The sequence below is a fragment of the Priestia endophytica genome (assembly GCF_026790145.1).
In the GTDB taxonomy this organism is placed as follows: Bacteria; Bacillota; Bacilli; order Bacillales; family Bacillaceae_H; genus Bacillus_I; species Bacillus_I endophytica_A.
This window is the reverse complement of record NZ_JALAMS010000020.1, coordinates 154,363-178,898: the sequence shown is the minus strand read 5'-3', so window position 1 is coordinate 178,898 and position 24,536 is coordinate 154,363. Positions and strand designations below refer to the sequence as shown.

18 protein-coding genes and 1 other annotated feature are annotated in these 24,536 nt (G+C 36.4%); all 18 genes read left to right on the top strand.

Going from position 1 to position 24,536, the window contains the following annotated elements; all coding sequences use genetic code 11:
* Positions 1–11 precede the first annotated feature (11 nt).
* The 18 genes from MOC86_RS17195 (at position 12) to yihA (ending at position 24,204) form a co-directional block, all read left to right on the top strand.
* Positions 12–410, top strand: coding sequence for a hypothetical protein (locus MOC86_RS17195; protein ID WP_268585215.1), 399 nt, complete (start codon positions 12–14; stop codon positions 408–410).
* 1,799 nt (positions 411–2,209) lie between these two features.
* The gene (locus MOC86_RS17190; RefSeq protein WP_268585214.1) at positions 2,210–2,869 is read left to right on the top strand and encodes a sigma-70 family RNA polymerase sigma factor; all 660 of its coding nucleotides are present in this window, start codon (positions 2,210–2,212) and stop codon (positions 2,867–2,869) included.
* A 266-nt stretch (positions 2,870–3,135) separates the two neighbouring features.
* Positions 3,136–3,345, top strand: a complete 210-nt coding sequence (locus tag MOC86_RS17185) for a hypothetical protein (RefSeq protein WP_268585213.1) — start codon at positions 3,136–3,138, stop codon at positions 3,343–3,345.
* Positions 3,346–3,582: 237 nt separating this feature from the next.
* On the top strand, positions 3,583–4,980 hold the full coding sequence (locus MOC86_RS17180; protein ID WP_268585212.1) for a helix-turn-helix domain-containing protein: 1,398 nt from the start codon (positions 3,583–3,585) through the stop codon (positions 4,978–4,980).
* Positions 4,981–5,636: 656 nt separating this feature from the next.
* A complete protein-coding gene (locus tag MOC86_RS17175) occupies positions 5,637–5,879 on the top strand; it encodes a YrhK family protein (protein ID WP_268585211.1) in 243 nt (80 codons plus the stop codon).
* Between the two features lie 558 nt (positions 5,880–6,437).
* Positions 6,438–6,697 (top strand) — a binding site (T-box leader).
* Between the two features lie 95 nt (positions 6,698–6,792).
* Positions 6,793–8,511: an acetolactate synthase large subunit gene (gene ilvB, locus MOC86_RS17170; protein WP_268585210.1), complete on the top strand. Its 1,719-nt coding sequence runs from the start codon at positions 6,793–6,795 to the stop codon at positions 8,509–8,511.
* The gene (ilvN, locus tag MOC86_RS17165; protein WP_019391293.1) at positions 8,508–9,026 is read left to right on the top strand and encodes an acetolactate synthase small subunit; all 519 of its coding nucleotides are present in this window, start codon (positions 8,508–8,510) and stop codon (positions 9,024–9,026) included. The genes ilvB and ilvN overlap by 4 nt, the downstream gene beginning before the upstream one ends.
* Positions 9,027–9,084: 58 nt before the next feature.
* Complete coding sequence (gene ilvC / locus MOC86_RS17160) at positions 9,085–10,116, top strand: ketol-acid reductoisomerase (protein WP_019391294.1); 1,032 nt, start codon at positions 9,085–9,087, stop codon at positions 10,114–10,116.
* Positions 10,103–11,644, top strand: coding sequence for a 2-isopropylmalate synthase (locus tag MOC86_RS17155; protein WP_040056874.1), 1,542 nt, complete (start codon positions 10,103–10,105; stop codon positions 11,642–11,644). Before ilvC ends, MOC86_RS17155 begins: the two co-directional genes overlap by 14 nt.
* A 22-nt stretch (positions 11,645–11,666) precedes the next feature.
* The gene (leuB, locus tag MOC86_RS17150; RefSeq protein ID WP_268585209.1) at positions 11,667–12,752 is read left to right on the top strand and encodes a 3-isopropylmalate dehydrogenase; all 1,086 of its coding nucleotides are present in this window, start codon (positions 11,667–11,669) and stop codon (positions 12,750–12,752) included.
* An 80-nt stretch (positions 12,753–12,832) separates the two neighbouring features.
* Complete coding sequence (leuC, locus tag MOC86_RS17145; RefSeq protein ID WP_268585208.1) at positions 12,833–14,248, top strand: 3-isopropylmalate dehydratase large subunit; 1,416 nt, start codon at positions 12,833–12,835, stop codon at positions 14,246–14,248.
* A 13-nt stretch (positions 14,249–14,261) separates the two neighbouring features.
* A complete protein-coding gene (leuD, locus tag MOC86_RS17140) occupies positions 14,262–14,843 on the top strand; it encodes a 3-isopropylmalate dehydratase small subunit (protein WP_268585207.1) in 582 nt (193 codons plus the stop codon).
* A 170-nt stretch (positions 14,844–15,013) separates the two neighbouring features.
* Positions 15,014–16,006: a tetratricopeptide repeat protein gene (locus MOC86_RS17135; RefSeq protein ID WP_268585206.1), complete on the top strand. Its 993-nt coding sequence runs from the start codon at positions 15,014–15,016 to the stop codon at positions 16,004–16,006.
* Between the two features lie 185 nt (positions 16,007–16,191).
* Positions 16,192–17,481 carry a trigger factor gene (tig, locus tag MOC86_RS17130; protein WP_243517366.1) on the top strand — a complete coding sequence of 430 codons (1,290 nt, stop codon included), beginning with the start codon at positions 16,192–16,194 and terminating at the stop codon, positions 17,479–17,481.
* Between the two features lie 419 nt (positions 17,482–17,900).
* A complete protein-coding gene (clpX, locus tag MOC86_RS17125) occupies positions 17,901–19,166 on the top strand; it encodes an ATP-dependent protease ATP-binding subunit ClpX (protein ID WP_019391301.1) in 1,266 nt (421 codons plus the stop codon).
* A 165-nt stretch (positions 19,167–19,331) separates the two neighbouring features.
* A complete protein-coding gene (lonB, locus tag MOC86_RS17120) occupies positions 19,332–20,999 on the top strand; it encodes an ATP-dependent protease LonB (protein ID WP_268585205.1) in 1,668 nt (555 codons plus the stop codon).
* A gap of 368 nt (positions 21,000–21,367) precedes the next feature.
* Positions 21,368–23,626 (top strand): endopeptidase La, encoded by a 2,259-nt coding sequence (gene lon, locus MOC86_RS17115; protein WP_419146652.1) that lies wholly within the window; start codon positions 21,368–21,370, stop codon positions 23,624–23,626.
* Positions 23,623–24,204 (top strand): ribosome biogenesis GTP-binding protein YihA/YsxC, encoded by a 582-nt coding sequence (gene yihA / locus MOC86_RS17110; protein WP_243517370.1) that lies wholly within the window; start codon positions 23,623–23,625, stop codon positions 24,202–24,204. The genes lon and yihA overlap by 4 nt, the downstream gene beginning before the upstream one ends.
* The last annotated feature ends 332 nt before the right edge of the window (positions 24,205–24,536 follow it).

Genomic DNA, 24,536 nt, shown 5'->3' with positions numbered 1-24,536 from the left:
GAGGATTGTAGATGTCAAAAATAGAGATAGATTATGAAAAGATAGATAAGTTACTGGGTATAAACCCAAATGAACCTATTGAACCAACAGAAACAACGGAAGAAGATTTTTATAGTTTCTTAGAGAACTTTCCCGTTCCCCCACATATTGAAATACTGGAACTAATGCAGGAAAAAGGAATAACGGAAGGACATCCTATGTATAGGGAATTAATGGAAAAAGTAGAGTCAGCCCTTACTTATAAATTGGAAGCAAAGAAGAATCGAGGTTGGACACACCTTAAGTATAGAGTTCCAGTAACAAGGGAGGAATATGTAGTAGATTGGCATATGATTCTTGAAGAATGGAGAAAATTAATTCCCAAAGAGTATAGCCATTTAAAAGAGAAATTAAAATACAATCATTTATAAAGGACGGTTATTCCCGTTCTTTTTATTTACATAAGGCTTTAATTGAATAATTACACGTTAGCTGTTACGGATTCACGTATTATAGCTAGGTCAAATAAATCATACGGGGATATTCAATTAATAGGATATTGAAAATTAATATTCAAAACATGGGAAGGGTTAACGCCTTTCCCCTTTTCTTTTTGAAAAAAAAAATAATGATTTAGTTAAACCGAGGCTATATACCATTTCTTATTGTTAGAGAGAAGCCCTACGGTGCAATTATATTTTCCTTTACGACTTAGTGCCTTACTAAATGCAATTCTTGTTAGATATAATTAAGCACTCTAAAAAATGCCACGATATTAACGTTATAGAAATGGTTAGCTTAACGGATAGCTTACCCGTTAGGAACGTCCCCTTTATATTGAGTACGATATAGAGAGGATAGGAAGACGGTAAACGTTAGCTTAACCGTTAGTAGCGGACTATATGAAAGGTTATTTTAAAGGGAGAGGATAATGTAAGGAACGCTAGGATACGTTCATATGGCATACTCTAATATCTCCTATAACGTACTCTAGACGTAACGCCTTGTAAATCTACTGTATGTGTACTGTCAAGTGTGAGACCTTGACGCACAAAGGATATGGCTATATCATGGCTATTCCTCTCATATATCCCCGTGTAATAAGGCGTTGCTATTCCAGTGTTTCTATTGTATGAAAATTACACATGGTTAGTAACAATTAGCGTACGTAAACTATATGTGTATTAACTGAACGTTTGTAAAATGTTATTTATATATTTACGAACGCTAAAAGAAAGGAATATTTAACGTTTTAGAATTGTCCATAAACGTATACTTTATCGAACACATAGATTTATTATTATCCATTCATGACCAATATTTAATTTGAATAAAATTCAATTAATTACTTTTTATGGTATATTATTTGTAGGTGATAATTTAGTAATTATTGATTAAGAAATTGGTTGTAAAGGGAGGAGGATAATAATATGTCTGGTTGGTTTTTATTTTGGACTTGTATTATTATGTTTTTTTCAATATTTGGTGGAACCTATGGAGGATATAGGTACAAAAGAAGAAAAAAGAAAGAAGAGGAACAGAAAGGTTAACGAAGTTAAAATCATTTTGATTAGACCTAACAAATAAGAAGTCGTTATCCAAATTTGATAACGGCTTTTTAAAATTTCATAATTTTACGGACATGAGATGTTTATAAAGATTGGCTAACATAAAATAGATAACAATAAAGGGATAAAGGACGCTTTAAGGAAGGAGTTTACTAAGGGCAACTAAATTAATTAATAATGTTAAGTGCAATTATTAAAGTAAAACAAATATAAAGGCGTTAACTGTATAGCTTCTTATTCATCTTTATATTTATATGTATATCCTTAATATCCTTTTTTATTGGAAGATAAATAAGAGTGCTTAGGATGGAAAGTAAAATAGGACAGAAGGTTATAGGAGTCCCCTATGGCACGGGTGACGCACCCCTTCTTTCTTCTAGTCTTGTAAATTACATATACATACCTCATTTTTAAAAGTCGGGGAACGTTACTCCTCCAGTATCTTCACATAATCTATCACAAATATAAAAAGGGGGGTATCAAGGATTTACGATTCATGAATTATTGAAAATCGCTGCAAAAAATTTTCTAGCAATTTTTAAAACCTCAAAATGTTACCTCCAAATATTTATATGCCCTTTTAGAATCCTAAAATAAATTGTCACAAATCCCTACTTTCTTTTCCAACTATAAGTAGAAGGTATTTAGAGAGGGGAAAGACAATGAAGAAAATTATAGAAGTAAATCGAGACCAAATTCATCTAATAACTAAAACAGAACGTCTGGAACGAGTGTATAAGAAAGGAACGCGTTACTACATAATAGCCCTAGAAGAAGCTTGGGATAGATATTTAGACCTTTCCGAGTTAGAAGGAGAAGACGCATTTCGAGTTATGTACAATAACCCTAGTATGTACTTTCTTGTAGGAAAGAAAATAGACAAGTTTACAAAGGCATGGAGTAAGAAAGGATTAACCAGAGAGGATTTTACTTCTATTTTTTGGGCTACAGCGTGGAAGGTAACGGAAGAACATACATTTCGAGATGATTATTTCTTATATGAAAAGATTCCAAAGGCTTTAGAAGGTGCAGGTATAGACTATGTTCGGTCATGTTTAAATACAGATAAGAGAAAGGCAAGTCACGATACAGTAAGTTATAAAGATTCCACTTCTTACAGATTCGAAGGGGATGTAGAAACAAACATTCTAATTGAACAATACTGTAACGATATAGAGAGGGCACTACTACACACCTATTTAGAATCCCCTACAATATCCTACGCAGAACTAGGAAGGTTACATGGTATCAATCATCATCAAAAAGTAAAGAGAATATTAGAGAATTCACTAAATAAGTTAAGGACGGCTATGTTAGAGTAGTTGCCCTTTTTTTATTAGAGTATTGAATATTGTAAGGAGGGATAGGACGTATAACACGTATATACCGTATATGTATCCCCGTTTTGTTTTACGTTATATAGATTCGAGATAATTGCACATTTTCGCACAAGAAGGAAAAAAAATATAAAGGAAAATAATATATTAAGATGGATAAAGTTACTTTCAGAATAAGGAAAGCTTAACGTTATGGAAATTATTACATTTATATTATAATGAAAACCTAATACATAGGGGGGATTATACATATGAAAAAACAATACGAAGTAACATTCAAAATGGTTAACGGTGAAGTTGGACATTTAATAGAAGAAACTTCTCTTATACGTGCCAGAAATTCTATTAAAGACCACTTTGAAGATGGGGGAGATAGCCCTGTTCTGGCGTTGACGGATGACTTAGTAATTGTTAAGGCAAATGTTCAATACTTTCTAGTAAAAGAATACAGTGAAGAATAAATGTATCTAAAAATATAGGTTATATATATAACTTCTTTGTATAAGAGATTGGTCAAAAGACGTTTTTCTTATTGGAGTAACGTCTTTTCTTATACTAGGTATGATGGAACTTTAAAAAATAGCTTCTTCTTATATTGTTTTGATTGTAAGGAGATTAGAATGTTATTAAATTTATTAACCTAGATATTATCTATTTATATTGGTACTAAAACACTTATATATTAAGGAGTAAAGACAGTGCTTACACAACAGAAATTTTTTGAGTTATTAGAAAAGGGTAGAGAAGATAATGGTTGGGACTATAAACAAGATATAAAATTAAAGCCAAAGGAAGCTTTCTATGAAATGTTAAAAGATATTTTAGCATTTTCTAATAGTAGTGGAGGAGGATATCTATTACTAGGAATTGAAGATGAATCCCATGAGTTGGTAGGTGTGTCAGAACGCTTAGATGAGGCTGATTTGGGAAATAAAATTCAAACTACTCTCGGTTATTCACTGAATGTACAGTTGTTTTATTTTGAATATTTAACGGGTGACGAGGAGAAAAAAACATTGGGCATTTTGTATATCCCAGAGTCTGAGAGGATAAATGTAGCACATAAGAATCTTACCGGACAGAAAGGGGTAATTGTACAAGAAGGTATTCCGTATGTACGCAGAGATACAAAAAGTACCGCACCTATTGGTGATGACTATGAGAAACTATTACAGAAAGTTAAAGCGAAAGGCGAATATAAGTTTAAGGAGTATGACCTTAAGATATTGGAAAGAAATAAAGGTTACTCCAATCACTATGGTATAAAGATAAGAGAATATGTCAGAGGAGATTTTGAATTTACTACTAACGAATTCTCTTCCAAAATCCAAGAGATTTATCATTATCAAACAAAGTACAATAAATTAGAATTCGGACTTATAGTAGGATTCGAGGAAAACAAGATAGATGACTACTTTGAAGGAAAAGCCTTTCCAAATTTAGAACAAATATTAAGAATTACAAAAATATTTGATTTGCCGTCAGATTTCTTTTTTAAAAAGACTTTAAACCAACGTTCTCCAATATGGGAGAATCCAATGGTAAGCTACTGTATCATTAATAAAGTGAAGCAAAAGCGTAAACTTTTCTTTATTAATAAGAATGATTTTTTTGAGGACGTCCTATGGAGTTTCTGTAAACAATTTCTCCTTTTTATTGATTGGCTAGATTCCGATATACCTGAGAGACAGAAAGATAAGAATGGGGAAGAGGAACTGACAAACCTATTCTCATATAAAAAGTATGATTTCCTATATGAATCCTTATCTGAGTGGAATGAACAACAAATTATAGAATATAAGGAACATATGGAGGTGCAAAACTACAAAGTACTAGAGTATCTTAGAATTGATAAAGATGATGAAGCTAAATTTGAAAGTGGTCTTATGCGAGAAGAGATTGTTATGGATAACTTTATTCAATTAGGTGATGAGTTAATTTGTAGGTTAATTAATGAATGCATTAAAGAAATTGAGATTAATTCTGATGAGATAAAGGTATATCTTCACTTTATAGAAGAGATAAGAAACAAAGAAATAAAGGGAAGAAGTTATGACTTAAATGATTTGTCATTAGAATTAGTAAGTCAAAAATAATACTCTCTTTTAAGTGGATTAACGTTCCAATAACTAATAATAAACCTTTACTGATAAGATAAGATATATTAGAATAAAAGAAGACGTGTGACGAAAGGAAAATTCCACGTGTGAAAGATTAGAATTATACATCGGATATAAAACACATTTCAATATATTAAATTGTTATAAAATTAACGTTTCTTAGATAGGATTAAGCTTATAAATTATTTATATTTATAGCAACGCCCTTCTAAGGCGTCGGTCGGGAGTTCGAATCTCTCCTGGGATGTCTACTTTTTTTTTGTTTGAAATTTTAAGATTTAGGACTATTAGATGAAAGTGTAATTTTTTGTTTACTGGATGTCGCATCGGGTACAAAACAAATAAGTAAGAAAATAGTGAAAAAATTGAAAAAAACGAAAGGAGGAGTTACAAATGGCAGACAAAAACAACAATAACAAAATGTCTTATGAAGAAGCAGGTCGCAAAGGCTGAGAAAAAACAACCCAAAATCATGATAAAGAGGAAATCCGATGCTGCCTATCCTAGCAAGAGTTTAACTTTTTTTAGTAAAATGATTTTCTCATAGTGATTTTGCTGGAATTTTTAGTTTTCCCTCTTTTTTTAAGTGGTAATAAATATACTACAATCATAAAAAAATAGGAGGGGAATAAATGCCTAGACCAAAGGTGAAACATACTGAAGAATACTTAGACATAAAGGCAGGACGGTTTCGGATTTACTTTTATAAACGCTATAAACTTATCACTACAGTAAATGATCTTTTAATTGGTTTATTTTTTGGAGTAGGGAGTGTGCTTAATTTATTCACTGTCACATCTATATATGGAAAATCACTCTATATATGTGGAAGCGTTTTACTTGGTAGCCGACCTATATTAAGAAATTATGCATGATACATCGCTTAGAAATGAGATGAAGCAGAAAGAATCTTATAATCCATATGATAAAAATAAGTAAAATCTTATACGGAAATGTGAACTCCGCATGTGTTGAGAAGAAATTTGAGAAGGTATACTCTTCTCTAAGTTTCTGCTATTACTTATGGAGAAGCGAAAATATTAAAAGTTCAATGCAAACCACTCTTCTTAATAAGAGTGGTTACTCGTTATTTTTAAGATATAATTCGATAAGATGTTATAAAACTATATATCTTAGTTATATTGACACGCTGAGTTGTTTTTACCAATTAGATACATAAAAAATAAAATTATGGTAAATATGAACTGGTTTTATCAATTAAAATAAAGGATTTATAAAATATTTTTAAAAATTGAGATTACTAATAGCACAGTGATGTAAACGGATACAATGATTAATCGGTAGAAAAGGTGTAAAAAAAATTCAAGAAAACACCTTGACGCTTCTTAAAATAGGGCGTAGTATATAGTTCAAATAAAGAATTCAGAAAGTTTTCAATTAGCTTAATAGTTGGCGAATTGAAAACTAACATATATAAAGCGACGAAGAGGATAAGTAATCTTAAGAGAGAATCTTTCACAGAGAGCCGGGGTAGCTGGAAGCCGGTAGATTTACTTAAGATGAACTCACCTCAGAGTGTTAGTCTGAAATAGTTAGAGTAAGGCTAACCGGGTGGTTGACACACAGACACTCGTTATTAAAACGAATGCTTGAAAGAAGCATTCATGAGGCAGCGCAAATTTGCTGTAAATAAGGGTGGTACCGCGTAAAGTAAAGTCTTTTCGCCCCTTAAGCCTTGTAGGGAAGGCTTATATTGGGGATGAAAAGGCTTTTTTATTTTATCTAAAACTTTAAAATTCAATTATCGTTTGGAAAGGATGGGGAAAAGTGGGAGCCGAAATGAGAATGCAAGAACCAGTAAGCTTAAAAGCAGAAATGACAGGTGCAGAACTGCTTATTGAAGCCTTAAAAAAAGAAAATGTGGAAGTTCTTTTTGGATATCCTGGTGGTGCAGTACTTCCTCTATACGACAAACTTTACGATTCTGGTCTCTTTCATGTTTTAGCAAAACATGAGCAAGGAGGAATTCATGCGGCAGAAGGATATGCAAGAGTATCTGGAAAACCGGGAGTTGTAATTGCTACATCAGGACCTGGGGCAACAAATATTGTGACAGGGCTTGCGGATGCGATGATCGATTCATTACCGCTCGTTGTTTTCACAGGGCAAGTTGCTTCAACCGTAATTGGATCGGATGCTTTCCAAGAAGCAGATGTGTTGGGAATTACAATGCCAATTACAAAGTACAGCTATCAAGTGCGAGATCCAAAAGACTTTCCAAGAATTGTGAAAGAAGCTTTTCATATCGCGACAACAGGTCGACCAGGGCCAGTGCTCATTGACATTCCAAAAGACATGAATACAGCTATAGCTCGAATGGAAGAAGATGAACCACTTAATTTACCTGGTTACCAACCAACATATGAACCAAACGCTTTTCAGGTAAGAAAGTTATTGGAAGCTATTGAATCAGCGAAAAAGCCTGTTATTTTGGCAGGTGCAGGAGTTTTACATGCGAAAGCAAATCGAGAATTGTTAGAATTTGCAGAAAAATACGAATTACCTGTAATTCATACATTGCTTGGTTTAGGAGGTTTCCCGTTTGATCATAAGTTAAGTCTCGGTTGGGCTGGAATGCATGGGAACTATACAGCGAACATGGCAATCTATGAAAGTGACTTACTTATTAGCATTGGAGCACGATTTGATGATCGAGTAACAGGAAACTTAAATCATTTTGCTCCAAATGCAACTGTAGCTCATATTGATATTGATCCAGCTGAAATTGGAAAAAATGTGCCAACAAAAATTCCAATTGTTGGTGATGCTAGAGCTGTTCTACAAGAACTGCTTGCACAGCAGGGGAAAAAAGGCGATTACACAGAATGGTTTGCCTGTTTGAGGGAACGACAAATTGAGAATCCACTTTGGTACGAAGAAAGTAAAGACGATCTAAAACCACAAAAAGTAATTGAAATGGTTCATGAAATAACGAATGGCGATGCTATTGTTACAACAGATGTTGGTCAACATCAGATGTGGGCTGCACAGTTTTATCCATTTAAAAAGCCAAATCGTCTTGTAACTTCAGGTGGTCTTGGAACAATGGGATTTGGATTACCAGCAGCAATTGGAGCACAGCTTGCAGAAAAAGATACAACGGTTGTTGCTTTTCTAGGTGACGGTGGTTTTCAAATGACGCTACAGGAACTTGGTGTAATTCGTGAATTAAACCTTCCTGTAAAAGTTATTATTTTAAACAACAAATCACTAGGAATGGTAAGACAATGGCAGGAAATCTTTTATGAAGAAAGATATTCACACTCGCTTATTCCGAATCAGCCAAACATTGTAAAACTTGCTGAAGCTTATGACATTAAAGGTTATGAAGCATCAACAGAAGAAGAAGTGAAAAAAGTATTGCAAGAAGCTTTTTCACACGATGAACCAGCTGTATTAAACATTCATATTGCTCCTGGCGAGAATGTTTACCCAATGGTAGCGCCTGGAAAAGGACTTCATGAAATGGTAGGTGTGAAACCATGAAAAGAATCATTACAACAACTGTATTAAACAGAGCTGGTGTACTAAATCGTATTACTGGGTTGTTTACAAAAAGAAATTTTAATATTGAGAGTATTTCTGTTGGTCATACTGAAACAAGTGATATTTCAAGGATGACATTTGTTGTTCATGTTGAAGATGATAAAGCAGCAGAACAAGTAACAAAGCAGCTGCACAAACAAATTGATGTACTAAAAGTACATGACATTACAAATCAAGCTGCTGTTGCAAGAGAGCTTGCTCTCATTAAAGTAACATCTCCAGTAGCAATGCGAAATGAGATGTACGCTTTAATTGAACCTTTCAGGGCCACAATTATTGATGTGAGCCGTGATAGTGTCATTATTCAAGCAACAGGAACATCTGAAAAAATCGAAGCGATTATTGATCTCTTAAAGCCATATGGCGTAAAAGAAGTAACAAGAACAGGGACAATCGCCTTAAAACGAGGAACGCAAAAAACTTCTTCGTCAGAAAAAGTTACATCAATCTTGTAATGTATAAATCTATTAATGATTAATATACAAAATATAAAAATTAGAGGAGAGATTTTAAATGACTAAAGTTTATTACAATGGAGACGCAAACGATCAATTATTACAAGGTAAAAAAGTAGCAATCATCGGTTATGGTTCACAAGGTCATGCACATGCACAAAACTTACGCGACAGCGGTATTGACGTAGTTATTGGTTTACGCCAAGGGAAATCATGGGACCAAGCAGTTGAAGATGGCTTTAACGTTTACTCTGTAAGAGAAGCAGCAGATCAAGCTGATTTAATCATGATTCTTCTTCCAGATGAACTTCAACCAAAAGTATATAATGAAGAAATTGCTCCAGTATTACGTGAAGGCCAAAGCCTATTTTTTGCTCATGGATTTAATGTTCACTTCACTCAAATCGTACCACCAAGCTATGTAGACGTTGCTCTTGCTGCACCAAAAGGACCTGGTCATCTTGTTCGTCGTACGTATACAGAAGGTGCTGGAGTTCCTGGCTTAATTGCAGTTTGGCAAGATGTAACAGGCCAAGCAAAAGACGTAGCTCTTGCATATGCAAAAGGAATTGGAGCTGCTCGTGCAGGTGTTCTTGAAACAACGTTCCAAGAAGAAACAGAAACAGATCTTTTCGGTGAGCAAGCTGTTCTTTGCGGAGGACTAACAGCTCTTGTAAAAGCTGGGTTTGAAACATTAGTAGAAGCTGGATACCAACCAGAAGTAGCATACTTTGAGTGTCTACATGAGTTAAAACTAATCGTTGACCTTATGTATGAAGGTGGATTAGAAGGTATGCGCTACTCAATCTCTGATACAGCACAATGGGGTGACTTTGTAACAGGACCACGTATTGTTGATGATCGTGTAAAAGGTGAAATGAAAAAAGTTCTTGAAGACATTCAATCTGGTAAATTTGCAAGAGAGTGGATCCTAGAAAATCAATCAAATCGTGCTGTATTTAACTCAACAAATCGTCGTGAAAACGAACATCTCATCGAGGAGGTTGGCGCAAAACTTCGTGATATGATGCCATTTGTTAAGCAATCACAAAAACGAAAAGAAGCGGTGATGACAAGTGAACAAAATTAAAATCTTTGATACAACACTTCGAGACGGAGAGCAGTCACCAGGCGTAAATTTAAACTTCCAAGAAAAAATGGAAATTGCTCGCCAGCTAGAGAAATATGGTGTTGATATTATTGAAGCTGGTTTTCCAGCTGCTTCGAAAGGTGACTTTCAATCTGTTCGCGAGATTGCTAATACAATTAAAGGTTGTTCTGTAACAGGGCTAGCTCGAGCTGTGAAAAGTGATATTGACACAGCTTGGGAAGCACTAAAGGGCAGTGAGGAGCCAAGGTTGCATGTTTTTATTGCAACCTCTCCTATCCATATGGCTTACAAGTTTAATAAGAAGCCAGAAGAAATTGTTGAGATTGCCGTTGAGATGGTGAAATATGCTTCGAGATTCTTCCCTGTTATTCAATGGTCAGCTGAAGATGCTTCTAGAAGTGAGCTTCCGTTTTTAGCTCATATTACAGAGGAAGTCATTAAAGCAGGAGCAAATGTTGTTAACCTTCCTGATACAGTTGGTTATACAACACCGAAAGAATATGGAGCAATGTTTTCATATTTAAAAGAAAACGTACCAAACATCCATAAAGTAGATCTTTCAACACACTGTCATGATGACTTAGGAATGGCAGTTGCCAATTCATTAGCTGCGGTTGAGAATGGTGCTACACAAATTGAGGGAGCAATTAATGGGATTGGTGAAAGAGCTGGAAATGCAGCAATTGAAGAGGTAGCAGTTGCTCTTCATACACGTAAAGATTTCTATCAATCTTATACTAATATTACGCTTTCTGAGACGAAACGCACAAGTGATTTGGTAAGTAAGCTGACAGGGATGGCTATTCCTGCTAACAAAGCTGTTGTTGGTCGAAATGCTTTTGCACATGAATCTGGTATTCACCAAGATGGCTTCTTGAAAAATCGTTCAACGTACGAGATTATTTCTCCAGAGCTTGTTGGTGTACAGCAAAAAGAAGTAGTACTTGGCAAACATTCTGGGCGTCATGCATTTAGAACACATCTAATGGATCTTGGCTTTACGCTACAAGATAACCAGATTGATAGCTTGTTCGAAAAGTTCAAAGACTTAGCGGATAAGAAGAAAGATGTAACAGATGATGATTTGTTCTCTCTTGTACTACAAAAAACAGTGAACAGTGATGAACTTTATAAACTAGATTCATTACAAGTACAGTATGGAAGCCACAACATCCCAACAGCTACGATTACGCTGACGAAGAATGATGGGGAATCTGTTCAGGAAGCTGCAACAGGAAGCGGAAGTGTTGAAGCTATCTATAATACTCTTAACCGATGTGTTGATAGTGAATTAAAACTGCTTGACTATCGTCTTCAATCTATTAATGGCGGACCTGATGCTCTTGCAGAAGTCTTCGTTAAAATTGAAGGAAATGGTGTTGAAGCGAGTGGACGCGGTCTTGCATATGACGTATTAGAATCATCTGCAAAAGCTTACTTAAATGCAATTAATCGCATGATTACGATTCAAGAATATCGAAAAGAAACAAAGCAAGAAGTAATGTAGGAACAGGAAGGGAGGAACTGCCGTGAAAAAGACAATCGCTGTTTTGCAAGGAGACGGTGTTGGAAAAGAAGTAACAGCAGGAGCAGTAAATGTATTAAAGGTGATTGCTGATCGGTTTGATCATGAGTTTCACTTTGAATACGGTCTAATCGGAGGGGAAGCTATTGATCAACAAGGTGTTCCACTTCCAGATGAGACAATTACTCTTTGTAAAAACTCTGATGCCATTTTGCTAGGCGCAGTTGGGGGCGAAAAGTGGAACAGTATTCCACGCCATCTTCGTCCTGAACAAGGGTTATTAAAAATTAGAAAAGAGCTTGATGTTTATGCAAATCTTCGTCCTGTGACAGTTCAAGGAGCTCTAGCAGATAGCTCACCATTGAAGCGTGAGTATGTAGAAGGCGTAGATTGCATGATTGTAAGAGAGCTAACAGGTGGCTTATACTTCGGCCGTCCGAGTGAAAGAGTTGAGCGAGATGGAGAAGAAGCAGTAGTTGATACGCTCTTTTATAAACGTAGCGAAATTGAGCGTATTTTACGCAGTGCTTTTGAAATGGCTCAAAAGAGAAATGGTCGTGTAACATCAGTGGATAAAGCAAACGTGCTTGAGTCAAGTCGTTTGTGGAGAGAAATCGCAGAAGAGGTCGCAAAAGATTATGAAGACGTAAAGCTTGAACATATGCTTGTTGATGCAGCAGCAATGCAGCTTATTCGTAATCCAAAATATTTTGATGTTCTTGTAACAGAAAATCTATTTGGCGATATTTTGAGTGATGAAGCTTCAATGCTTGCTGGTTCGCTAGGGATGTTACCATCAGCCAGTCTTTCGAGTGATGGAGCTTCAATTTATGAACCTGTCCATGGTTCAGCTCCTGATATCGCAGGTCAAAATAAAGCAAATCCGATTGCGGCTATTTTATCTGCAGCAATGCTTCTTCGTCATTCATTTGATCTTCATCAAGAAGCAGACAAAATTGAAGATGCTGTTGAGAGCGTGTTAGCACAAGGCTATCGAACACCTGATATTGCAGATGGTGAAGAAAGTGTCTCAACGGACAAAATGGTCGATGTCATTATTGAGGCAATTCAAGCCCCAATAGCAAATTAAAAGGAATAATCTTTTATAAAACGTTTCCTACCATTATAGTAGGAAACGTTTTTCAAAAAGATGTTAAGGAGATGAAAATTATGACACCACAAACGATTATTGATAAAGTTTGGAATAACCATGTTGTACATCAAGAGGGAAACAATCCAGCTCTTCTTTATATCGATCTACATTTAATCCACGAAGTTACTTCCCCGCAAGCTTTTGAGGGATTAAGACTAACAGGACGCAAGGTGCGTCGCCCTGAGCGAACATTTGCCACAATGGATCATAATGTCCCAACTGTCAATCGTTTCAACATTACAGATGAAATTGCGAAAAAGCAAATTGATACGCTAGCTTCTAACTGTAAAGAGTTCGGTATTCGCCTTGCAGATTTGAAAAGTAAAGACCAAGGAATTGTCCATGTCATTGGTCCAGAGCTTGGCTTAACACAGCCAGGTAAAACGATTGTATGTGGAGATAGTCATACATCAACACATGGAGCATTTGGAGCTCTTGCCTTTGGTATTGGAACAAGCGAAGTTGAGCACGTTTTAGCAACCCAATCTTTATGGCAAAAGAAACCTAAAACACTTAATGTCCATGTAAAAGGACCAAAACCAGCAGCTGTATCTGCAAAAGATATTATTTTAGCTATTATTCAAAAATACGGTGTTCGTTTTGGGACAGGTTACATTATTGAATTCACTGGGGAAGCAATTAAGGGACTTTCAATGGAAGAGCGTATGACAATCTGCAATATGTCCATTGAAGCTGGAGCAAAAGCAGGTTTAATTAGTCCTGATGAAACAACAGTTGAATATCTTCGTGGACGTCCATATTGTCCACAAGGGGAAGAGTTTGAAAAGGTAGCTAAAGAGTGGCTTTCATTAGCTTCTGATGAAGGAGCAGTATATGATGACACAATTGAGCTTGATGCACCAAGCCTTGAACCTGTTGTAACATGGGGCACAAACCCAGCAATGAGCTCGTTTGTAACAGGCAACGTACCGAAGCTTGAAGAGGTTGCAAATGAAAATGAACGTGAAAATTTAAGAAGAGCTCTTGAATATATGGGGTTAACACCAGGTATGCCAATTACAGATATTCCAGTTCAGCATGTTTTCATCGGCTCCTGTACGAACTCTCGCTTGTCAGATCTAAGACAGGCTGCAAACCTTATTAAAGGAAAGAAAGTATCTAATCAGGTTACGGCAATTGTTGTCCCTGGTTCTCAAAAAGTAAAGGAAGCAGCAGAACAAGAAGGATTAGACCAGGTTTTTAAAGAGGCAGGTTTTGAATGGAGAGAGTCAGGCTGCAGCATGTGCTTAGGCATGAATCCAGACCTTGTTCCAGAAGGAGAGCACTGTGCTTCAACATCAAATCGTAACTTTGAAGGTCGTCAAGGTAAGAATGCAAGAACACACTTAGTCAGCCCTGAAATGGCAGCTGCCGCAGCTCTTCATGGTCGTTTTGTTGACGTGAGAAATCTAAGAGAAGAAGCATTAGTATAAGGAGGAGAAAACGATGAACCCATTTACAACACATGAAGGAAAAGTAGCTGGTCTTAATCGAGCAAACGTTGATACAGATCAAATTATTCCTAAACAATTTTTAAAACGTATTGAACGCAGTGGTTTTGGACAGTTTGCTTTCTTTGACTGGCGTTACAACCGAGACGGTTCTTTAAATCCAGACTTTGAGCTTAACCAGCCACAAAATGAAGGAACAAGCATTTTAGTTTCTCATGAAAATTTTGGTTGCGGATCTTCCCGTGAGCACGCACCATGGGCCCTTCTTGATTATGGATACAAAGTAGTCGTAGCCCCGTCTTTTGCTGATATCTTTTATCAAAACTGTTTGAAAAACGGTATTGTACCAATTCCACTTACAGTAGAAGAAACAGAGTATTTACTCGAGGAATCTAAAAATGCGGACTATACATGCACAGTTGATTTAGAACAGCAAACAATCTACGATAATAAAGGGTTTAAAGCAACGTTTGACATTGACTCTCACTGGAAGAAGATGTTAATTAACGGTTGGGATGAGATTGACCATACGCTTTTACTTGAAGAGAAAATTTTAGCTTTTGAAGAACGTCGTTAAACAGCTTTTATTTGTTCTTTTTATTGTTCCTTGCTACACTGTTACATAAAGTAACGCTTTCTACTGTAAAATAAACAAAAAGTAGAATTAGCTTAAATGAAGTGATAAGCAACTGCTTATCACTTCTATGTAACGGAATAAATTTTATAAAGCGAGGAATGGATATATCCATGAGATCACCTGATGAAGACAAAATGATTTTGTTTCCTAATTTAACAGAGCGATTAATTGAAAAAGCCACTTCTTTAATGAAGGAAGAAGATTTTCAAGCTGCGCTATCGCTTTTCTTGCAAGGATTAGAACTTGAAGAAGAGAATGAGCAAATGCAATATGGTGCAGTTGTATGCTTTTTTGAAATGGGGAACTTAACGGAAGCTAAGTCATATTGTAAGAAGCTTCTTCATGGAGCTACGGACAATTATTATGAAGTTTTACAAATTTATTTAACAATCCTTGTTCAACAAAGTGATTATGCAGAAGCTTTTTCTTTTGTTGAAGCTCTTTTACAAGAACAGGATGTTCCTACCCCATATGCCCAACACTTCAAACATTTAATGTCGTTTTGTGAGGCTCAAATGAACGGCGCAGAGACAACGACAAATACTGCACAATCTGAAGTTTTCCCAAACCTTTCATTATATAAGGAAGAAAAACAACTTTTGCTTCTTCAAGATATCAAAGGAATGAACCTTGCCTACTTTGAAAAAGAGCTTAATGAAGCTTTAATACACAGCAGCGTTCATCCATACGTGAAAAGTGCTTTGTTAAATGAAATTGTGAATCAAAAGGTTCAAGGAAAGTGGAAGGTACAAAAGTTTTCACATCAAAATACATATGATACACAAGATTTAGAGAACTTGCTCCGTCACCCTTTTATTGGGGAAGTAGAAAAAAGACTTGAAGATGAACTTTTTCACCATAATCCGACATTGTATCAAATGGTTACAGATGTCTGGAAACGATATCTTTTTGTGGTTTTTCCGTTTATTCCGACAGAAAAAGAAGATCTCTGGGCATGTGGCCTTCATTTGCTTCTTCTAGAGATTGGAAACGTTGAGACCGCAAAAGAAGAAGTAATGGAGCTTTATAATGTAAATGAACTAGACTTGAAAAAGATTATGAATCATTTGAAAGAAGTGGAAACCTACACAACGGTAGAATAATGTTGAAACCATAATATCCTATGGTATAATATAGTGGTCGTAAAGTGTACATCTATTTAACGTATAGATTTAAACTTTTGAAAGTTCCTACCATACACTCTGTAGGATATTCGCTAGACAGTGAGGAATAGACAGCCTACTGTCTACTTTAATGAAATGAAAATAAGCTTTGGAGGGAAACATACATGTCTGCAAAATGGGAAAAACAAGAAGGAAATCAAGGAGTTTTAACTGTTGAAGTTGAAGCTGACCAATTCAATGCTGCACTTGATAAAGCATTCCAAAAAGTTGTGAAACAGGTAAACATTCCTGGATTCCGTAAAGGAAAAGTACCTCGTAGTCTTTTCGAACAACGCTTTGGTGTTGAATCTCTTTATCAAGATGCTTTAGATATCATTTTACCAGAAGCATACGGAAGCGCGATCGAAGAAGCAGGAATTGAGCCTGTAGACCGTCCAGAAATCGATGTTGACCAAATTGGTAAAGGTCAAGCCCTAATCTTTAAAGCAAACGTAACTGTAAAACCAGAAGTGAAACTTGGAGACTACAAAGGTCTTGAAGTAGAAAAAGTGGATACAGAAGTTACTGATGAAGATGTAGACGCTGAAATCAAAACTCTTCAAGAACGTCAAGCTGAGCTTGTAGTGAAAGAAGAAGGAAAAGTTGAAGAAGGCGATACAGCTGTTATCGATTTCGAAGGTTTCGTTAATGACGAAGCATTTGAAGGTGGAAAAGGTGAAAACTATTCACTTGAAATCGGTTCTGGTTCATTCATCCCTGGCTTTGAAGAGCAATTAGTTGGTCTTGAAGCGGGAGCAGAAAAAGACGTTAAAGTAACGTTCCCAGAAGAGTACCATGCTGAAGATTTAGCTGGTAAAGAAGCAACTTTCAAAGTGAAAGTTCACGAAATCAAAGCAAAAGAACTTCCAGAGCTTGATGATGAGTTCGCTAAAGACGTTGATGAAGAAGTTGAATCACTTCAACAACTTAAAGACAAAACAAAAGAAAATCTTGCTGAGCAAAAGAAAAACGAAGCAGAAGCAACTGTTCGTGATACACTAGTAGAAAAAGCTGCAGACAATGCAGAAGTTGACATTCCAGAAGCAATGTTCGAAACAGAACTTGGTCGCATGATGCAAGAATTCGAACAACGTCTTCAAATGCAAGGTTTAAACCTTGACCTTTACTACCAATTCTCTGGTCAAGATGAACAAGCTCTTCGTGAGCAAATGAAAGCTGATGCTGAAAAACGCGTGAAAATGAACTTAACATTAGAAGCAATCGCAAAAGCTGAAAACCTTGAAGTATCAGACGAAGAAGTAGAAAAAGAAATCAATACAATGGCTGAAAGCTACAACATGCCTGCTGAAAACATCAAAAACATGCTTGGTGGATCAACTGAAGGTTTAAAACAAGATCTTCAAATCCGCAAAGCGATCGATTTCCTTGTAGAAAACAGCAAAACTGTTGCATAATAAAAAGTAAGTAAAAGCAAGGCACGATTTTCTCGTGCCTTGCTTTATAAAAATAAAGACCCTTTTAAAGAACTTTTAGCAATAAGAAGGAATCCATACGCATATCATAACGTTAACAAAATTATCAACATGCTACATATCAGAGGTCTGATTAGGAAAGTCTAATAATTACTTACATAACGAGTGTTTTTGTATTCAAACTGCAGAGTTTTATGGTAAAATGCAGTAAAAACTCTCACTAGCAGCAAAAGTTGTCTTTTAGTCAGCTAAGAAATGGGTTTATCCTTCTGTTTTGTTCTTTTAGGCTTCTTAAAACTTATTTCTCGCATTTTACTCACACGTGTGTTACAGTGCGTACATAGCGCAGAAGGCTCGGAAGCTGGAAGGTGTGTTTATTAAACAATATAAGGGGTGACACGATGTTTAAGTTTAACGAAGAAAAGGGACAACTAAAATGCTCTTTCTGTGGTAAAACACAAGACCAAGTTCGTAAGCTTGTTGCAGGTCCTGGAGTTTACATTTGTGACGAATGTATTGAACTTTGTACTGAAATCGTGGAAGAAGAGCTAGGCACGGAAGAAGAAGTAGAGTTCAAAGATGTTCCAAAACCGAAAGAGATTTGCGATATTTTAGACGAATATGTAATCGGCCAAGATGCTGCGAAACGCTCTTTATCTGTAGCCGTTTACAATCACTATAAACGAGTAAATTCAAATAGCAAGATTGATGACATTGAACTTGCTAAAAGTAATATTGCAATGATTGGACCAACAGGAAGTGGTAAAACACTTCTAGCACAAACGCTTGCTCGTATTTTAAATGTTCCATTTGCAATTGCTGACGCAACATCATTAACAGAAGCTGGATATGTAGGGGAAGATGTAGAAAACATCTTACTAAAACTTATCCAAGCAGCTGACTATGACGTTGAGCGTGCTGAAAAAGGAATCATCTATATTGATGAGATTGATAAAGTAGCTCGTAAATCAGAAAATCCGTCAATTACACGTGACGTATCTGGTGAAGGTGTACAACAAGCTCTTCTTAAAATTTTAGAAGGCACAGTTGCGAGCGTTCCACCACAAGGTGGCCGTAAGCATCCACACCAAGAGTTCATTCAAATTGATACAACAAATATTCTTTTCATCTGTGGTGGTGCATTTGACGGAATTGAACCAATTATTAAGCGTCGTTTAGGCAAGAAAGTTATTGGATTCGGTTCTGAAGCGAAAAAACCTGAAGCAGAACAAAAAGATCTTCTAACAAGCGTATTGCCAGAAGATTTACTGAAATTTGGATTAATTCCAGAATTTATCGGTCGTCTTCCGGTTATTGCAAGTCTTGAACAACTTGATGAAGGCGCACTCGTTGAAATTTTAACAAAACCAAAAAATGCTCTTGTGAAGCAGTATCAAAAAATGCTTGAACTTGATCATGTTAATCTTGAGTTCGAAGATGAAGCATTGAAAGAAATTGCTCGCAAAGCAATTGAACGTAAAACAGGTGCTCGTGGACTTCGTTCAATTATTGAAGGCTTAATGCTTGATGTAATGTTTGACCTTCCTTCACGTGAAGACATTGATAAATGTGTCATTACAGGTGAAGCTGTTCGTGAAGAAGGTGAGCCAAAACTTGTTTTAAAGGATGGTTCAACAGTTCAAAAAGGTAGCAAAACATCAGCTTAATAAAGAGAAGAAAGCTTTTTAGCTTACTTTTTTGTTATAAAACGAAGAAGAGGAATTCCAACTCATTTGGAATTCCTCTTCTTTTTTTCAATTTAAACGGTTTATTCCAACTTTGACAAGGAGATACTAGCATGTAAACTTACAAAACATGCAGGAGGTCACTTTATGAGTTGGACAAATATCATTATCCTTGTACAGCTGTTTTTTGGCATTATTATTGGGCTGTACTTTTGGAGCTTATTGCGCAATCAACGTACACAAAAAGTGTCCATTGATCGGGAATCCAAAAAAGAAATGGAACAGTTAAGGAGACTTCGCTCTATTTCTTTAACAGAACCGCTAGCAGAACGAGTAAGACCTGCTACTTTTAAAGACATTGTTGGTCAAGAAGACGGCATTCGTTCACTAAAAGCTGCCCTATGCGGTCCAAATCCACAGCATGTTATTATATATGGCCCTCCTGGAGTGGGGAAAACGGCTGCGGCTCGCCTCGTATTAGAAGAAGCAAAAAAGAATACAAAGTCACCGTTCAAGCAAGATGCTGTTTTCGTTGAACTTGATGCTACAACAGCACGCTTTGACGAGCGGGGAATTGCAGATCCTCTTATTGGTTCTGTTCATGACCCCATTTATCAAGGAGCAGGGGCGATGGGACAAGCGGGGATTCCTCAACCAAAACAAGGAGCTGTTACTCACGCTCACGGAGGCATGTTGTTCATTGATGAGATTGGGGAACTTCATTCAATTCAAATGAATAAAATGCTAAAAGTGCTAGAAGATCGAAAAGTATTTTTAGAAAGTGCGTATTATAGTGAAGAAAATACTCAAATTCCAACACATATTCATGATATCTTTCAAAATGGATTACCGGCTGACTTTCGTCTAGTTGGAGCCACAACTAGAACACCTGATGAAATTCCTCCGGCAATACGTTCTCGCTGTTTAGAAATTTTCTTTAGAGAGCTTGAAAAAAGTGAAGTTGAAACGGTAGCCAAAAAGGCTGCAGATAAAGTTGGGATGCCAATTAGTGAATATTCCTTATCGCTATTAGCTACATATGCAAGAAACGGGCGTGAAGCTGTTAATATGATTCAAATTGCAGCAGGAGTGGCTATTTCTGCTGATAAGAAAGAAATTGAAGATAGCGATATGGAATGGGTTATTCATTCAAGTCAAATGTCCCCACGCCTTGATCCAAAGATAGGGCAAAAAGAGCAAGTTGGAATTGTGAATGGACTTGCAGTGTACGGTCCGAATTCTGGTGCTTTGTTAGACATTGAAGTGACGGCACTAAAAAGCAAAGATAAAGGAAAAATCAATATTACAGGAATTGTTGAAGAAGAAAGCATTGGAGGAAGCGGAAAATCGATTCGTCGCAAAAGTATGGCGAGAAGTTCCATTGAAAATGTTATTACGGTTCTCCGTACAATGGGGATGGAAGAAAGTGAATACGATATTCACGTAAACTTTCCAGGAGGAATTCCTATTGATGGGCCTTCAGCTGGTATTGCGATGGCTACGGGAATCTATTCGGCCATTTACAATGTTCCTGTTAAGCATACGATAGCAATGACAGGAGAAATTGGTCTTCACGGGAAAGTAAAGCCAATTGGTGGCGTTGTCGCAAAAGTGAAAGCTGCAAAGCAGGCAGGAGTGGAAACAGTCATTATTCCAAAGGAAAACATGAACTCACTTTTAGAAGAAATAAAGGGGATTGAAATTATCCCAGTTACACACATTAAAGAAGTTCTAGCTCTAACATTAGTTAAAACGGCTCATCCTCTTTTGAATCGCGAAGAAGATGTGTCACTTCCAAAACGTGAATCAATGTAAAAAAACAGGCTTTGTCCCTAAAAGGATAAAGCCTGTTTTTCTGAAAATAAGAAGAGATGTTTTACATGTTCTCCATAAGAAAGGCTCACAATAAGGAAGAGACAATGTTTTAGATTAGACAATGTTTTTTAAATAAGATAGAATTGTTGAAAGACTATACGTATTGAATTTTCGGTTAATTTTATGGAGAAAAAATATTTTTTATTACACTAATGTAGTAAATAGTGGAATAAAGTGAAGGCTTTCTTCCTATAATACAAGACTCTCCTTTAACCGAATAGCTTAGATGGAGGTGTAGAAAAGTGGCAATCAAACAAACAACAACAGTTCCGCTTCTGCCACTAAGAGGCTTGCTTGTATATCCAACAATGGTTCTTCATTTAGATGTTGGTCGAGATAAATCTGTGCAAGCTTTAGAAACAGCGATGATAGAAGATCACTTCATTTTTCTTGTTTCACAAAAGGAAATGGGTATTGATGAACCAACAGAAGAAGATTTTTATCATACAGGAACACTAGCGAAAATTAAGCAAATGTTAAAACTCCCAAATGGAACGATGCGCGTTCTCGTAGAAGGATTAAACAGAGCGAAAATTGTATCTTTTAAGCAGGAAGAAAAGATGTTTTCTGTAGATATTGAGCAGTACACCGAGGAGCATGAAAAAACTTCAGAAGATGAAGCTTTAATGAGAACGTTGCTACAGTATTTTGAGCAATACATAAAATTGTCTAAAAAAGTATCTCAGGAAACACTTGCAACAGTAACAGATATTGATGAGCCTGGACGTCTCGCTGATATTATCACGTCACATCTTCCTGTTAAAGTTGAGCAAAAACAGGAAATTCTAGAAATGCTTGATGTTAAAGAACGGTTAGAAAAAGTTATTGAATATATTAATAACGAACAAGAAGTTTTACAGCTTGAGAAGAAAATTAGTCAGCGTGTTAAAAAATCAATGGAGCGTACTCAAAAGGAATATTATCTTCGAGAACAAATGAAGGCAATTCAAAAGGAACTTGGAGATAAGGACGGAAAGACGGCTGAAGTGTCTTCATTGCTTGAGAAAATTGAAAAAGCCGGTATGACAGATCATATTAAAGAGGTTGCTTTAAAAGAGCTTGATCGATATGAAAAAGTACCTGCAAGTTCTGCTGAAAGCTCTGTAATTAGAAACTATATTGAATGGCTCATTTCACTACCTTGGACAAAAGAAACAGAAGATATTTTAAATATTAAACGAGCAGAAAAAATATTAGATGACGAGCATTATGGACTTGAAAAAGTGAAAGAACGCGTGCTGGAATACTTGGCTGTTCAGCAGTTGACAAAATCATTAAGAGGTCCAATTCTCTGTTTATCAGGACCGCCTGGAGTTGGGAAAACATCGCTTGCTAGATCAATCGCTACTTCTCTTAACCGTCAGTTTGTTAGAGCCTCTCTTGGCGGTGTACGCGATGAGTCAGAAATTAGGGGGCATCGACGCACATATGTTGGAGCAATGCCTGGTCGTATTATTCAAGGGATGAAGAAGGCAGGAACAATCAACCCGGTTTTCTTGCTCGATGAAATTGACAAAATGTCGAATGACTTCCGTGGTGACCCTTCATCAGCTCTTTTAGAAGTACTGGATCCGGAGCAAAATAATACGTTCAGTGACCACTATATTGAGGAAACTTATGATTTATCTAATGTCCTTTTCATTGCTACAGCAAATAATTTAGCAACAATTCCAGGTCCGCTTCGTGATCGGATGGAAATTATTGATATTGCTGGTTATACAGAGCTAGAAAAGTTAGAAATCGCGAAGCGTCATCTTTTCCCAAAACAACTAAAAGAGCACGGATTAGGAAAAAACCAGCTTAATATAAAAGACGAAGCTTTTCTAAAAATTATTCGCATGTATACGAGAGAAGCGGGAGTTCGTAGCCTTGAGCGAACATTAGCCTCAATTTGCCGAAAAGCAGCAAAACAAATTGTTGGAGAAGAGAGAAAAAGAATTACGGTTACGCCAAAAACGCTTGAGGATTTCTTAGGGAAACCACGTTTCCGCTATGGACAAATTGAAGAAGAAGACCAAGTTGGCGTTGCAACAGGTCTTGCTTATACAACGGTTGGTGGAGATACACTTTCTATTGAAGTAAGTGCTGCTCCTGGTAAAGGAAAATTAATTTTAACAGGGAAACTTGGCGATGTAATGAAAGAATCGGCACAAGCTGCTTTTAGCTATATTCGCTCACGAGCAGACGAGCTAGGAGTTGACCCTTCATTTCATGAAAAGTTAGATATTCATGTTCACGTTCCAGAAGGAGCTGTGCCAAAGGATGGCCCTTCAGCAGGTATTACGATGGCTACTGCTCTTATTTCAGCTTTAACAGACAATCCTGTTAGAAAAGAAGTAGGAATGACAGGTGAGATTACACTTCGAGGACGCGTGCTTCCAATCGGAGGGTTAAAGGAAAAGACGCTTAGTGCTCATAGAGCCGGTTTGACAAAAGTATTGATTCCACGTGATAATGAGAAGGACATTGAGGAAATTCCAGAAAGCGTGCGGGAGCACCTTGAAATTGTTCCAGTTTCTCATTTGGATGAGGTGCTAAAGCACGCATTAGTAGGAGAGAGTTTATGAAAGTAAAAAACGCAGAGATTGTGATAAGTGCTGTAAAACCAGCACAGTACCCCGTTGGCCATCTTCCTGAGATTGCACTTGCAGGGCGTTCAAATGTGGGGAAATCATCTTTTATCAATAAAATGCTGAATCGTAAAAATTTAGCGCGTACATCTTCAAAGCCAGGTAAAACCCAAACGTTAAATTTCTATAATATTGATGACATTCTACATTTTGTAGATGTTCCAGGTTATGGATATGCTCGCGTTTCAAAAACAGAGCGCGCAGCATGGGGTAAAATGATTGAAACGTATCTAACAAACCGAGAACAGCTTAAAGCTGTTGTACTTATCGTAGATGTACGTCATAAGCCAACTCAAGATGATATTATGATGTATGATTTTCTAAAGCATTTCGGACTTTCCGTTATTATCATTGCTACAAAAGCTGATAAGATACCAAAAGGAAAGTGGCAAAAGCATTTAAAAATTGTAAAAGATACGCTGGAGCTTGAAGAGGGCGATGAAATGATTTTATTCTCTTCGGAAACGGCTCAAGGAAAAGACACGGCGTGGAATGCTATTAAAAGCTTTCTATAAAAACGTCTGCTTTTACGAGAAAACAAGCATATTATGTGATGGAATTTTATATTATACAAGAGACCCTTTAGAAAATTAAAGGGTCTCTTGTATAATTTTTTTCTTTTGTAAAACAATAAAGAAAAAGGAAAAATAATGCTATGCGAAGAAGATAGTAACAAAGCTTCTCATAAATGCTAGCGCTTTCTATTAACAATCAAAAAAGTTGAGAATTTAAGAAAGTGTGCTAAACTAATTACATAATAAGAAATATTACTTTGTAATCATTTTAAATAATGTTCACATTTTGTATGAAAAGAGCTAAAGGAAACATGTTATAATAAGTAAAGGAT